This window comes from Rhizobium anhuiense bv. trifolii (assembly GCF_024346605.1).
Lineage (GTDB): Bacteria > Pseudomonadota > Alphaproteobacteria > Rhizobiales > Rhizobiaceae > Rhizobium > Rhizobium anhuiense.
Window position 1 is genome coordinate 142,843 of sequence record NZ_CP098802.1, and the last position, 13,934, is coordinate 156,776.

Annotated in this window: 10 protein-coding genes and 4 pseudogenes; 9 read left to right on the forward strand and 5 right to left on the reverse strand. The window is 60.5% G+C overall.

Annotated features, from left to right (window positions below):
* The gene (locus NE851_RS07600) at positions 1-1,083 is read right to left on the reverse strand and encodes an ABC transporter substrate-binding protein (RefSeq protein ID WP_397463103.1); all 1,083 of its coding nucleotides are present in this window, start codon (positions 1,081-1,083) and stop codon (positions 1-3) included.
* 396 nt (positions 1,084-1,479) lie between these two features.
* Between NE851_RS07600 and NE851_RS07605 the strand changes: the two genes are divergently transcribed.
* Complete coding sequence (locus NE851_RS07605) at positions 1,480-2,205, forward strand: DeoR/GlpR family DNA-binding transcription regulator (protein WP_254956916.1); 726 nt, start codon at positions 1,480-1,482, stop codon at positions 2,203-2,205.
* Positions 2,195-3,673: an alkaline phosphatase family protein gene (locus tag NE851_RS07610; protein ID WP_128408829.1), complete on the forward strand. Its 1,479-nt coding sequence runs from the start codon at positions 2,195-2,197 to the stop codon at positions 3,671-3,673. Before NE851_RS07605 ends, NE851_RS07610 begins: the two co-directional genes overlap by 11 nt.
* 72 nt (positions 3,674-3,745) lie before the next feature.
* Here NE851_RS07610 and NE851_RS07615 read toward each other — a convergent pair.
* Positions 3,746-3,850, reverse strand: a pseudogene (locus tag NE851_RS07615) (IS6 family transposase); the annotation flags it as partial.
* A gap of 65 nt (positions 3,851-3,915) precedes the next feature.
* Here NE851_RS07615 and NE851_RS07620 point away from each other — a divergent pair.
* The 7 genes and pseudogenes from NE851_RS07620 to NE851_RS07650 all read left to right on the forward strand — a co-directional run.
* Positions 3,916-4,537: pseudogene (locus NE851_RS07620) on the forward strand (IS6 family transposase); the annotation flags it as partial.
* Between the two features lie 644 nt (positions 4,538-5,181).
* Positions 5,182-7,005, forward strand: coding sequence for a ParB/RepB/Spo0J family partition protein (locus NE851_RS07625; RefSeq protein WP_254956920.1), 1,824 nt, complete (start codon positions 5,182-5,184; stop codon positions 7,003-7,005).
* 90 nt (positions 7,006-7,095) lie between these two features.
* Positions 7,096-7,569, forward strand: a pseudogene (locus NE851_RS07630) (UCP036055 family protein).
* Positions 7,566-8,441, forward strand: a pseudogene (locus NE851_RS07635) (DUF7007 domain-containing protein). Before NE851_RS07630 ends, NE851_RS07635 begins: the two co-directional pseudogenes overlap by 4 nt.
* A complete protein-coding gene (locus NE851_RS07640) occupies positions 8,438-8,788 on the forward strand; it encodes a hypothetical protein (RefSeq protein WP_130714105.1) in 351 nt (116 codons plus the stop codon). Before NE851_RS07635 ends, NE851_RS07640 begins: the two are co-directional and overlap by 4 nt.
* A 243-nt stretch (positions 8,789-9,031) precedes the next feature.
* Positions 9,032-9,616, forward strand: a complete 585-nt coding sequence (locus tag NE851_RS07645; protein ID WP_128408831.1) for a hypothetical protein — start codon at positions 9,032-9,034, stop codon at positions 9,614-9,616.
* Between the two features lie 302 nt (positions 9,617-9,918).
* Positions 9,919-10,704 (forward strand): ArdC family protein, encoded by a 786-nt coding sequence (locus NE851_RS07650; RefSeq protein ID WP_254956926.1) that lies wholly within the window; start codon positions 9,919-9,921, stop codon positions 10,702-10,704.
* On the opposite strand, the gene NE851_RS07655 is transcribed toward NE851_RS07650, so the two are convergent.
* The 3 genes from NE851_RS07655 to NE851_RS07665 are packed head-to-tail and all read right to left on the reverse strand — an operon-like array spanning position 10,631 to position 13,775.
* Positions 10,631-11,623, reverse strand: coding sequence for a tyrosine-type recombinase/integrase (locus NE851_RS07655; RefSeq protein ID WP_254956064.1), 993 nt, complete (start codon positions 11,621-11,623; stop codon positions 10,631-10,633). The two genes, NE851_RS07650 and NE851_RS07655, sit on opposite strands and share 74 nt — an antisense overlap.
* The gene (locus NE851_RS07660) at positions 11,620-12,558 is read right to left on the reverse strand and encodes a tyrosine-type recombinase/integrase (RefSeq protein WP_254956062.1); all 939 of its coding nucleotides are present in this window, start codon (positions 12,556-12,558) and stop codon (positions 11,620-11,622) included. Before NE851_RS07660 ends, NE851_RS07655 begins: the two co-directional genes overlap by 4 nt.
* Complete coding sequence (locus NE851_RS07665) at positions 12,555-13,775, reverse strand: site-specific integrase (protein ID WP_254956290.1); 1,221 nt, start codon at positions 13,773-13,775, stop codon at positions 12,555-12,557. The genes NE851_RS07660 and NE851_RS07665 overlap by 4 nt, the downstream gene beginning before the upstream one ends.
* Positions 13,776-13,934: the final 159 nt, after the last annotated feature.

The window sequence follows — 13,934 nt, forward strand, 5'->3', positions numbered from 1 at the left end:
TTATTTGCTGCCTGCGCCTACGGTTGAAGTCCATTCCTTGGCAATCACTTCGCCGGCTTCCACTAGATGGGACAACTCGGGAAATACTAGATTGTTACCTGTCGCCGGGAGCTTGGTCAGCATGTCATCGGCAATTTTGCCGGATTTGCGCATGGCGTCAAAGCGGATGGGGTGGCAAAGGCCCTTGAGGTAGCCAAGTTGCCCCTCGTCGGAATAAAGGTACTCCATCCAGAGCTTGGCGGCATGCGGATGCGGCGCGTACTTGCTGATGGCTTGGGCATAAACGCCAGCCACGGTAAGGCTTGCCGGGACAATGGTGTCCAGTGGCGGATTTCCCTTGAAATTTTCGGCATAGGTGATGCCGTTGGAATCCCAGCGCGTGGTAATTGGCGTTTCGCCCTTGGCGATGGATGCTGCAGAGCCGAAACCGGGAAGGAGATTGCCGGAGTCCTTCAATTGGCGGTAGAACTCGAGCCCAGCGCGGGCTGCTGCCGCGCCCGGCTGCGCGCCGGCTGCAAGGCCCGCGGCATAGACGCTCAGGATGGAATTGTTGGCGGTTCGCGGGTCAGCAGGCAGTGAAACGCTCTTGCGATAGGCGGGGTCGAGAAGATCAGCCCAATCGGCTGGAGACTTTGAGATAACGTCCTTATTCACGACGAAAGAAAGCACGCCGTAATAGTCGCCGTACCATTGCCCTTCGGGGTCTTTGGCGGTGGCCGGGATTTCGTCCCACGTTTGCACCTTGTACGATTGCAGCAAGCCCTCTTTCTGCGCAATGGGGCCAAAAACAAGGCCCACATCGATGACATCCGGCGCCTGCGAGCCGTTGTTGCCAATATTAGCCTTGATCGTTGCCAATTCTTCACCGGATCCGGCAGTCGGGCTGAGTTCGTTTACGGTGAGGCCGTATTTATCTTTAAAGCCTTGAATCAGCGCAGCATAGCCGCACCAATCATGCCCGAGGGCAATAACCGTCAATTGCCCTTCGGCCTTTGCAGCCGCGACAAGATCATCCATTTCGTCAGCATGCGCGCCAAATGGCATGGCCAGGCAAGCAACACCTACAGTCAGATAGGCAGTCATCCGTTTCCTAATCATCCGGTTTCCTCTCGCGGGAACTAGCAATTAAATGAAGCCTTGCCGACTAACGGCTACTCTTTACAAGAATGTGACAATATCTGGCATAAAGTGGCAATTACAGAAAATACGTGCCAGGAAAGTGCGCTTTTGCTTGGAACCCATAAGGTGAGATGAAGGAATGGCAGGCATTTTCAGTGTATGCTCGCGAAAACTGTCATGAAAGAGCCGTTGACAGATATTTGAAAGGCAATTATTCCCAAAAATGACAACATATCGGTTGCAAGCGCGGCCGACTCCATCGTGTAGAGTGAGGAATTTGTGACGAAACTACCGGCAGCAAGCCGCCTGCAAGCCATAGCTGATATGCTTCGCACAGGCGAAGGCATTGGAATTGCCGCAATGGCCGAGCGCTTCTCGGTGACGATGGAAACCGTCCGTCGTGATCTGGTCCTTCTCGAAAAGGACGGCCTGCTGACGCGGGTGCATGGGGGCGCAATCCCAGTTTCCCGCGCCGCGCCGCTGCCGTCGCGGCTGGCCAGCCTGAGTGCAGAAAAAGCCGTGATTGGAAAGCTGGCAGCGCAAACCGCGACCCGGGACGGCTGGATATTCATCACCCACGGCAGCACAGCACTGGCCGTCGCAAAGGCGTTGAACGATGGCCCTGCGGTATCGGTCATGACGAACATGCCGGCCATCGCGGAAGTGCTGCAAAGCGGCCTCAAGCACCGGGTCACGCTCACCGGGGGGGAGTACGACTATGCCAATGGCGCGCTAATGGGCGAACAAGTACTAGAGGCCATTTCCGAGTGCATTTTCGACACGGCCATCATTGCAGCCTACGGCGTTGACCCGGTGCATGGCTTGGTAGAGTCAAGCAAGTACCTGCAACGCTTCAAGCGACTGCTGTTCGAGCGCAGTCGCCGTCGCATCTTCGTTGCTGACCATAGCAAATTCGGCGCGTCAGGAGCTTATGTCTCGGCGTCCCTGTCGGACATTGGAACCATCGTCACCGACGAGCCACCGCCCGCCCGCTTTGCGGATGGGTTCAAGGATGCAGGTGTGCGCGTGGTTTGTCCACAAAAGAACGATACGAACAACATGGAAGAAAACACCAATGGCCAATGACGCGCGCCATGTCGTGGTGCTGGGAATTGACGGCCTGCGGCCCGATCTGGTCGCTGAAAGCACCATGCCCCATCTTGCGGCGCTGGCCAGCGACGGAACGTGGAGCCGCCGTCATACCACTGTGTTCCCCAGCGAGACGCGGGGGGCGCTCACGGCCTTGGCCACTGGCGCAACCGCGCAGGTGAACGGGATTGCCGGAAACCAATTCTATATCCGGGGGACCAGCCCCGATCAAGTGTTCACAGAAACCACGCATGATTGGTGGGCGGCGGATGAACGCCTAGCGGGCAACCTGGTGAAAGTGCCCTCGATCTCGGAAGTTCTACACCAAGCGGGACGGCCGTTTGCGGTCGTCACGTCGAGTGGCCCCGGCGTTCTGCCCGCGCTGAACTGGAAGGGCCAGCAGCGCGGACAAACCGGGTTCAATGTCCGCCATCCCCAGATCGGCTACCCGCATTCGTTTGCCGCCCGCGCCCATCGTTCCCTGAAAATCCCGGCCGGGGGCATCTCCGCCGATGGACCAATGACAGCGTTCCGGGTTTTTGAGCGCGAAGTATGGCCCTACGACAAGCCCGCCGCCACCATTCTATGGTGCACCGAAGTCGATAGCGTCAGCCATCTGCACGGCCTGCAATCGACCCAGCTACGAGAGATTATGCGGGCCTGCGATGATGTAATTGGAGAGCTGCGGGCATGGCGGGACGCCCAGCCGGAGCGCGACAGCATCACGTTGTTTATCGTTTCCGATCATGGCCATGTGACGATCGGCGGCACAGTCAACGTGGCCGACGCTCTTTGTCAGGCCGGTTTCAAGGCGGCGGCATCGTTCAACGATCATGCAACGCAGGTGCTTGTTCGACCGGGCCGCGCCGTGGGCCTGTGGCTCAAACATGATGACCCGGCCTTACTGCGGGACATACGGGACTTCATGATGGAACAGGTATGGTTCGGCGGCGCATTCAGCCCTGCCAGTGAACCGGGCAGCACCAGCGGCACGGTGGATGGCAGTCTTGCGCTGGAACTGTTGGGTGCGGGCGGCGAGCGCGCTCCTGGCCTGTTCGTGCACCTCGGGAAAACGCCTGCCGACAATCAGACCGATCAGGCCGGGCATGTGGATTCGGTCTTTTACGACCCCGGCGACAACGATCTGCGGATAGGCGGCGGCACGCATGGGGGGCTGCATCGCGGCGAGTTCACGGCCGTTCTCGCGGGCTACGGCGCGGGACTCGCGCAGGGCCGGGTTTCAGATGCTCCGAGTTCAATCACGGACATTGCGCCCACAATCCTGTCACTGTTGGGCATCGAAGCGCCGAAGACGATGACAGGCCGCGTGCTGGGCGGCGATGCGCCGGAGAGTGAGGAACTGGCATACGCGGAGATTCTCTCTGCCGGCGTCCACAAAACCACCTTCCTGACGGGCATCGAGCGGCAGGGCCATTTCCATGTCAGCGAAGGTGGGATTCAGTAGGGGCATCCTACAGAAGGGCTGGCACCGTAAACTTAACGCTGTGAAAACAAGATCTGGGAGTGAGGCTTTGGTTCATTCGGCGTGAAGGCGGGCGATTTGGCGCCATGCTTGCATGGCAGTTGCTCGCAGTTCTCGATGGTGGGTGGATGGAATATCGTGGCGGGGAACGTTAAAGAGGGGCCCTTCGCAAATTTTTGCGCTTAACGGTATGTTGATCGTCGGAGGAGAAATTTCCGCTCCAAATGTTGTGGAGCCTACGGACGATTCTAAATGCTATTGCCGAAAAGCTGAAGCGGCAGTCGAAGGATGATTTCAAAGGCAGGCATTTCGAGGCATGGCTGATCGTACAGGCGGTCACCTGGTATTTGAGATATCCCCTGAGCTATCGTGATCTGGAAGAAATGTTCGAAGAGCGCGGCTTCGAGGGATCATAGCACGATCAACCGCTGGGTATTGAGCTATGCGCCGATGATCGAGAAGCGTCTTCGGCAGTTTCGCCGGCCGCATTGCGGATCGGTTCGGATTGACGAGACCTACGTTAAGATCCGCGTCAAATGGCGCTATCTATACCGAGCCATCGATAAGCATGGCAACCCGGTGGATTTCCTGCTTTCTGCAAAGCGAGATCTCGAAGCCGCCAAGCGGTTCTTCCGCAAGACGCTGAAAGATCAACCCTTACTGTCGCCGAACAAGATCTGCACAGATGGTGCAAATACCTTCCCGTCGGCGACCAAAGCTTCGGTTGAAGACGGGCTCCTACAGCCCGCCCCCGCGCACTATGCGACCAAGCACCTGCAACAAGGCATTGAGAGCGATCATTTCCGTGTGAAAAAGAACATGCCGAAGATCGGCGGCTTCCTGTCCCGTCAGGGTGGCGATTTTGCCTTCGCGAGTGAGCTGCCCGAAAAGCGTCGCCAGCTCCGGGAGGTTGAGGCCGAGCTCGCAGCCGAGGCGTGCGAAGCAGGTGCCCCTACCAGGGAGGCAGCCTGATTTTGGAAGCAGTGCAGCATATGCATAGGTGCATTGCACAATAAATGGTTTCCATCTGATCAAAATATCATCATAGTGCACACAGCTGATGCACATGGCGGTCTCCTCCCAGTGCCGCCGCAACAGCTGTTCCCCTCTGGAGGTTAAATAACCTTCACACTTCATGGGCCTCGGTTCTTCCGACGGCCCATTTTTTTGTTCCCGCTCAACCCAGATACCGAGCTCTGTAGCAGAGCGCTTATCAGAAGAAGTTGGGAAAGGAGAAGGGGAAAGGGAAGGAAAACCGGTCGCAGATCGGTCCTCCCGCCGCCGCTGGCGCTCAACCGCGGCACTCCGCATCCCGGCCACTCGTCTTTCGCATGGCTGTTGGCCCCGCTTATCCTTCGCGGCAGGGCAGCTCGCCCGCAGTTGCGCCGGTCGGGCCGCTTTGCGCTCCGGGAGGTGTCTTCAGAAAAAAATGAAGACAGGAAGGACCGGCAGAAGGCCGCGTCCGCATCGCCGGAAAAAGGAACATTCCCATGCAACTCATGAAAGTCGATCCGCGTGCGCTGAAGGACAATCCCGACAATACTCGTCAGTCGAAGTCGACGCCCCAGGCCGACGCGCTGCTGCTTGCGACCATCAAGGCTGTCGGCGTCATCCAGCCGCCCGTCATTTTCGCCGAAGCCAGCGGAAACGGCTATGTCATCGAAGCGGGCCACCGGCGCACGCGCATGGCCATCGCCGCCGGCATCGAGGAAATCGATGTTATCGTCGTCGAGGCGGCCAACGACAATGGCGCGATGCGATCGATGATCGAAAACATCGCGCGCGAGCCCCTCAATCCGGTCGACCAATGGCGGGGCATCGAGCGTCTCGTTGCACTCGGTTGGACCGAGGAAGCGATTGCGATCGCGCTGGCGTTGTCGGTCAGACAGATCCGCAAGCTTCGTCTGCTCGCCAATGTCCTGCCTGCGATGCTCGATCACATGGCCAAGGGCGACATGCCGAGCGAGCAGCAGCTTCGCACGATTTCCGCGGCGTCACTCCACGAGCAGAAGGAAGTCTGGAAGGCACAAAAGCCGAAGAAGAGTGACACAGCATCCTGGTGGGCGATCGCCAACGGCCTCACCAAGACCCGCATGTTCGCGCGCGATGCGAGTTTCGGCGACGATCTCCGCCAGGCCTATGGCATCGAATGGGCGGAAGACCTGTTCGGACCGGCCGACCAGGATAACCGCTATACCACCAACGTCGAAGCATTCCTCGGTGCGCAGCAGGAATGGATGAGCAGCAATCTTCCCAAGAAGGGTTCCATCGTCGAGCTCAACAATTGGGGCCAACCGCAATTGCCGCCGAAGGCGGAGCGTGTCTACGGCAAGCCCGGCAAAGGCGATTGCACCGCTATGTATCTTGATCGCGAGGGGAAGGTGCAGTCCGCCCATTTCCGGTTGCCGGAGATCAAGAAGGCGAAGGGAAAGGGCGATCCGACCGCCCCCGGCGGCGAGGACGAAAACGAAGGTATCGACGTTGCAGCGAAGACCCGTCCCGACGTGACCCGAAACGGCCTCGACATGATCGGGGATTTCCGCACAGACGCTCTGCACGAGGCACTGGCACGAGCGCCGATTGAGGACGATACCCTCATGGCGCTGCTCGTCCTCGCATTCGCCGGGCAGAACGTCTCGGTAGATTCCGGCTCCGAAACCTCTAACCATGTCTACGGCTCCAGGCGTTTTGCCCGGCACGCGGTCCCGCTGATCGGTGAAAGCGGCGAGCTGGAATTCGACACGGATACGCTTCGTGTCGTGGCCAGGTTGACACTGATCGACGCACTGTCGGCGCGGACCAACCGCACGGACAGCGGCATTGTCGCCCGGATCGCCGGCGATGCCATAGGCGCCGACACCTATCTTCCGAACATGGGCACGGAGGAGTTCCTCGCGTGCCTCTCCCGCCCGGCGCTGGAAGCGTCCTGCGGCGGCACCAGTGTCGCCCCCCGCCCGCGCGTCAGGGACACCCGGGCTGCCCTTGTCGAGCACTTCAAGGAAGAACGCTTCGTGCATCCGGCAGCCCTCTTCGCACCCGATGACGCAAAGCTGGCCGAGTGGCTGGCCAAGAACATGGAGCATGGCAGCGAGGACGAAGATGCACCTGCCGACCGGCCGATCGGCGGCATCGAGAACGGCGCCGACGGTGGGTCTGATCCGTCGATCGAGGATCGCGCACTTGTCAAACCGCATGTTCCGGAAACCGAAGACGGCGGCAGCGCAGCCGACACCGAGCTCGAAGACTTGGACGATGCCGCCGCTGACACCAGCACTGAGGATCCTGATACCGCTTACGGAATTGCGGCAGAGTAATCCTCCCCCACAACGTCATATTGATCGATACCGCCGCCGGCCATCACCGGCGGCGGCTTTGTTTCCTCACCTCAAAATAGGAGAATACGCATGTCCGCGTCTTTGATTTATGACCTCACCCCATGGCTCGATTGTCGTCTGGTCCGACGGCACGCACCGCCCGCCCGAGCGCCACAGGAAGAAGCTCGCCGCCTGGGAAGACCGCAACAGCAAGGGCCGCCTGATCCGCAAGGAGGGCAAGCGTGGCATCGGCAATGTCGGCCTGTCGCCGGATTTTACGCTGCATGAGGGCGATTTCAGCGCCAAAGGCGTCATCACCATTCGCATCCACCGGACGTTCTCGCTCGACACCAACCTGACATTCAAGGTGATCGAGCGCCCGCAGCTCGGCCACATCAGGGTCTTCGACCTCGCCGGCGAAAACGCCGAGATCGTCCACCTCGCCGCCAATCGCCAAGCCGCGGAGAATGGTTGACGCAGCATGGCTATCCCAATGCCGTGCTGGAAGAGGTCACTGCCGATGAAGTGGCGGCCGCCCATGTCGAAGGGAGGGTCGCGGCATGAACACGCCTGCTCTCCAAGCCAAAGCAGCTTCCACCCCTGAAGGTTCAGGGGTGGAGTTTGGCCGCAGCGCCGATGACATGCCGGTTGCCCGTGTCGGCGATCTCGTTTTCGCCACGGTGCCGGGACGTGACGGCCAGCATTTTCTCGCGAGTGCCTGGCGCGTGTCACGGCCGTCTTCCGAGCTCAAGCGCTACGACTTCTACTCGCATCATGGCGCCGTTGCGGATGAGGCGGAATTTCGGGCACGGATGTTCGAACAGGCGGAGCACGTCCCGAGACCTCTGGGCGCTCGCCCGGCAGACTGTCCGGATGAGCTGCTCCACCCCATGGGGACCGTCGCAGGGCGCCACCGTCTACGCGGAGGGTATCGTATCTCACACCACGGCCGGGCATGGCGGGTTCAAGTTGTCCAACGATCGCAACGGCAAAATCCATGTGATGCTTCGTTGCGCCGGTGGTTGGTACGACGAAGGTGCCGCGTGGGCCGCGGTTGCCCTCGCCTATCCGGAACACCTTTACGAGATACGAGCGCAAGTCCGCCGATCGGACGATCCGGGATTTCTTGCCCGATGCCTGGGAATCGATTTTCGGCCGAATCCCACGAGAAGGATCGCCGCGCCTTTGAGCGCGAGCATGCCGGCGACTGGATCGTCATCTCCGCGCTACGCTCAGATCACCAACCCGGCATGACCGAAGTTATCGCCACGATTGGTGGCGTGCGTGCCGTCCACGCGGAAGAGCGCCGCTTCTTTGTGCCAAGCGACGAGTACGAGGTCGGCCGATTTGGCTTCGTCATCGATACCGCGCGACATGCTGGCCATGACGGACCGTCGTCGTTCATCAGTTGGCAGCCGCGGGTGACCGGTCCATGAATCCGGTCAGTTCTCGCGTTCTTCTGTTCCGCATTGAGGCGGCGCGGCGGTGGACGCGCTCCGACGAGTTGCTGTTTCACGATCACGTCGAGCGGCGAACGGAAATCGCTGCCCTGGCTCGCAAACTCCAACGTCAGGAGCGGGCGATCGCCACCATGCGTATGTGCTCGGCGATGATGTGGGCAATGCGGCGGCGTGAGCCCGACCGGATGGGGCTTTCGTGGCGGCTGATCCGAGCGGGAGAAAGGGATGCGGGGGCTATCGGTCGCAGTGGTTTCTGTCCTTCGGGGTTTCTGAGTCATAGCCCGACCCCTGCCGGCCCGCCCTTCGTTTTCGCCGCGGTCTGAACCGGCGGCCGGTCGTTTCAAGGCCGCTGGCGCGCCGCGGAGCGGCCGGTGCAGCCTCCCTCGCAAAACGGCTCCGCGCCCTTCGCAGGGCTTTACCCCGCTTGTTCGCAAACCCGTTTCGCTCGTCCGGCCGTCTCGGACCTGTGAAAGCGCCCGTCCTCAACCGATTCCTGTCGACCGCATCGAAGGGCAGACCGGCAGGGGCCGGAGCCGCTTCGGTGAAAACCACGAAAGGAAGATCCCATGGCCAAGCCCGCAACCAATCGACCTGCCGCCCGCGTCGTGCCGCTCCGCAAGGGCGCCACCCTTGAAATGGTCAGGCTCACATGCCCGGACACCGCCCAGGCAATGCTGATCGCCGAGAGTTTCGGAACCGCGGTGGTCGACAGCGACGGCATCCGTGAACTCCACGAGCGCCTGATCATTGAGACCGCCGATAGCCTCTCGGACGGTCTCGGTGAGAAGGCGATGCAGATCCATCTCCAGCGTATCGTCGGTGCCTATGTCGGCTCGGCGCACGGCGCCGGCCAGTTCTACAGTCGAGCAATCTCCGAAGCCCGAGACGCAACCGCCAAATCGGCAAACGATGCCCGCGACGAGGATCTCGATGGCCCGGTCGGTTACGACAGCGCCGCCCAGCGCAAACGCGAATTCGCCGCCGACATGGGCATACAGTCCCACGCGTTGCGGATGGCCGCCGAGGGCGCAGTCGCAGCTTACAGCCACGTCATCGGCGAAGCCTGGAAGCCCTTCGACCGCCCGGTCGAAAACCTGGGCCAATCGCTCGACCGCAAGGCGGCCGAGGCACAGATGGCGGCTCTCGGTTGAGCCGCTTGTCGCGCGGAGAGCTTCGGCTTCGCCATCTCTTCCCTCTTTGACCTTTAGGCCGGTTCCTTTCGGACCGGCCTTTTTCCATGTCACGAAAGAAGAGAAGGAAGAACACGGACCCCGCCCGCCACGCGTCCCGTCCCGCTCGGCGGTCCTGCAGGAGCCGGCGCCTGCCGCAACGGCTTTGCCGTCCTTCACTCCGTTACGGCCGTTCCGGTGCGGCCGGCCTCCTGATCGCTCCTGCTTTCGGACCTCCGCGACGGGGCCGCGATGGCGCGGCCTCCAAAACGGAGCATAATGACATGAGCAGGAAAGCCGAAGGCGAACGCGCCGACATCTATGCGCGGATCACGGATAGGATCGTCGCAGATCTTGAAAAGGGTGTGAAGCCTTGGATGAAACCCTGGCACGCGGCCACCACCAATGGCCGGATCACCCTGCCGCTGCGCCACAACGGCCAGCCGTATTCGGGCATGAACATTCTCTTGTTATGGTCGGAGGGAATGGCGCGGGGGTTCACTTCCCCCATGTGGATGACCTTCAAGCAGGCGCTTGAACTGGGGGCGGCGGTGCGAAAGGGCGAGACCGGTTCGACGGTCGTCTTCGCCAGCCGGTTCACCAAGTCCGAGGCGGACGGCAGTGGTGGAGAAGTCGATCGAGAAATCCCATTCTTGAAGGCTTACACAGTGTTCAACATCGAGCAGATCGGCGGACTGCCCGAACACTATCGTCACCCACCGACCCCGGTGCTCGATGCGATCGAGCACATCGAGCACGCCGATTGCTTTTTCCGCAACACGGGCGCTGTCATCCGCCATGGTGGAGCGCAGGCCTATTATTCCCCTATCACGGACCACATCCAGATGCCGCCGTTCGAAACGTTCCGCGACGCGGCGTCCTACGTGGCCACGCTCAGTCACGAAAGTTGCCATTATGCCGTAAGCCGGATTATGCCGCATGACCGATCTTCAGGGTGGAAACTCCTCTATTCGGCCATGCGACGGTTCGGCATAATCAGAGCGATTCTAGGAACGCGAGCAGTTCGTCGTTGGGTTGATATCGTCCTGGATGGGCTTCCGGCCTGGTGACTTGAGAGAGCGCCTTCTCCTTCAACCGCATGTCGGCGTGGATATAGATTTGGGTCGTTTCCACGGATTCATGCCCAAGCCAGAGCGCAATCACGGATTGGTCGACGCCGTGATGAAGCAGTTCCATCGCCGTGCTATGTCGCAAGGTATGCGGCGTTACGCGCTTGCTCTTGAGGCTCGGACATGCTCGGGATGCCGTGAGGCAATGCTTGCGCACCAGATGTTCAAGCGCATCACGGCTGAGCCGCTCGCCCCGGATCGAGGGGAACAGGGGACTGTCGCTGTCACGGCGCTCCCCAATCCAACCCTGGATCAGCTTTACCGTATCGCGACGAAGAGGCGTACTGCGTTCCTTTCGCCCCTTCCCGATGCACCGGATGTGGGCGCCGGTGCTAAGGACCACATCATTGCAGCGCAGACTGATCAGCTCGGAGGCCCGCAATCCGGTCTGAAGCGCAAGCAACAGCAGGGCGTGATCACGTCGCCCCACCCACGTCGTTCGATCCGGCGCGGCCAACAGCGCCGCTATTTCCTCTGCGTCCAGGAACGTCACACTTCGCTTCACGTATCGCTTGCTTGGCATCGAGAGAATGCGCTGGCAATGAAGAAGCCAGGTCGGATCGGTCATCGCAACGTATCGGAAGAATGAGCGTATTGCGGCAAGGCGCGTATTGCGGGTTCGTGCCGTGTTACCGCGCGCCGTCTCGACGTGGGTTAGGAAGTCGGCGACGAGATCGGCGTCAAGATCTTCGATCGTCAGCTTCGTGGGCGGCTTTCCACGCCGAGAGCCAGCGTAGCGTATCAGCAGCCGGAATGTATCCCGGTAGCCGGCGATGGTGTGGGGGCTTGCCTCCATCTGTGTGCATAGCCGGTCAGTGAAGAAGCGTTGGATGAGTGCGGGGAAACTGCTCGCCTTCATAGCTCCCCCTCCGCCGCCCTTGCTATTCGGGCGGAAGCCAATTCCAGCAATTCCGGAACCGCCTCCAGATACCAATAGGTATTGGCGGGGCTTGCGTGACCGAGCCAGGTCGTGAGCTTGATCATCTCGCGCCCGACATCCTGGCCGGAACGATACCAGTTCAGCATCGTCCGAACCGCGAAGGTGTGGCGAAGGTCGTGGATACGTGGCCCGCGCCCATGGCGCTTGTAAGCCTGCCTCGGCCTCAAACCGATCTGCTGGCAGACGAGCGCGAAGTTGTAGCGTGCGCCGCAATCGCCGAGACGATGGCCATCGCACGTGACAAACATGGGCTCTGATCTGTGCCCTAATAGCCGGTCCCGTTCACGCCTATAAATCTCCAGTTGGTGCACGACGGTTTGATCCAGCGGCAAAAGCCGTTCCTTGCCAAGTTTTCCGAAGCGAACACGAAGGACGCCCGATTCAACATCGAGATCGGTCTGGTCGAGACGCAGGGCTTCGTTAATCCGAAGTCCGGTCACGGCGATCAGGCCGAAGAGCGTCGAACAGGTGAGACCGCGGATGCCGTAGACTGATGGCAACGTGCTGGCATGCTCGATAATCGCAATGATTTCGGCGTCGCTGTAAATGTATGGATGTACCCGTTGGACATGAGCAGGCACCAACCCCTGGGGCGGAACCTCGTGCCGCCGATCCATGCCGTGTAGCCAGAGGGCAAATTGACGAGCGACCCGGAAGCGAGCGCCTCGTGTTCCGGCACTGGCGGAGGGCAGGCTTTCGAGCCAGCGCATGATCAATCTGGTATCGACGTACTCCGCACCATTGTTATCGGCGAAGGCGGTGAAGCGACGCAAAATGCGTTCGTCCGTACTCAGGTCGGCACCCAGCCGTCTTCTGATGCTGATGTAGCGATGCTGTTCGGCGAGGAAGCTCATTGCGCTGCCTCCACAGTCGGCCAAGGCTGGGCGATGGAGCGCAATCCATCCGTGTCGAGCTTCGCATAGATCATCGTTGTTGCACGCGATCGATGCCGCAACAGATCGCCGATCTCCTCCAGCGAGGCACCGGACCGAACCAGGTTTGTCGCAAGGCTGTGACGCAGAACATGCGATCCGACATAGGGTGTCGGCGGCTTCACCCCGGTTGCCGCGAACGCTTCCCGCAAAATCGAGTTGACGATCTGGCTATCCTTGAACGGGCGGTTCGGTGCCCGATGGCTCACGAACAGCGTGCGGGTTGTCGTTGACGTTCGCTCGTCGCGCAAATACCTGCTGATTGCCTCGCCGACGTCTGGCGGGATTGGCAGACGGTCATGACATTGACCCTTTCCGCGAACCAGAAGCTCGCCGGCCCGCCAGTCGATGTCATCGAGCTGGATCGCCATGACCTCCGGCGCGCGCATGCCGAGCCTGGCCATCAAAAGCAACATCGCGTAGTCACGGGCGCCACGCCGCGGATTGGTCGCGACCGATGCCAGAAGGGCATCCACTTCGTCGGGCGACAGATATCGCGGAAGCCTCTCGCCCCAAGGCTTGTGCACCCTGGGCACGCAGAGCGAGAGGTTGGTGGTGGTCAGACCTCGGGCGAACAGATACTGGAAGAAGCCACGCAGATGCGTGGACAACGTCTTGTCGCGGTAGGGCGTCTTGCGCGCGATAACATGCTCCATAAACGCAACGACGTCGCGGGCGCTGAGCACAGCAAGATCGAGCCCACCGTCTCCAAAGCGATGAGCCAGGAAGCGGGCGGCAAACCCCAGCACGTGTTTGACGGACCGTGGGCTGAGGCCGCGCTGCCGCAGAAGGTAAAGCTCAAGGTTGCCGAGAAGCTCTCGGCGTTCGGCTTGCGCAGCAGTGAGTGGCGGTCGCGTCGCTACGCCGATTTCGATCAGGTGCTCGACAAATAGCCTGGCAAGGTTGGGAACCTTGTTTTGGCTCTTTGGTGTCGTCGGCAGCCGCCGACCCAATTCGACCGCAAGTTCTGTCGTCAAACCTGACGGCGCAATTCCCTCGTCTTCCAGCAGTTGGCCAAAGCGCCGCAGGAGGTAACGATAGTTCTCCACGGTGGCAGGCTTGTAGTTCTTGGCGGAGAGGCTTTCCTCGAAAGAGGCGAGATAGGGCTCAAGGCAGGTAAATCGGTTGGATATGTCCATCATTGTGCTCCGGGTTGGTGGAGCAACAATCTTCTTCAACAACTCTACATCAATTCGATACCGGCCTTTGCTGACCTGCTGGCAGACATGACGTGGTCGAGCTGATTACGGCACGCCGGGAGTGCCGCAAGAGGGTGGTTTGCCACATGTCGGTAGGGA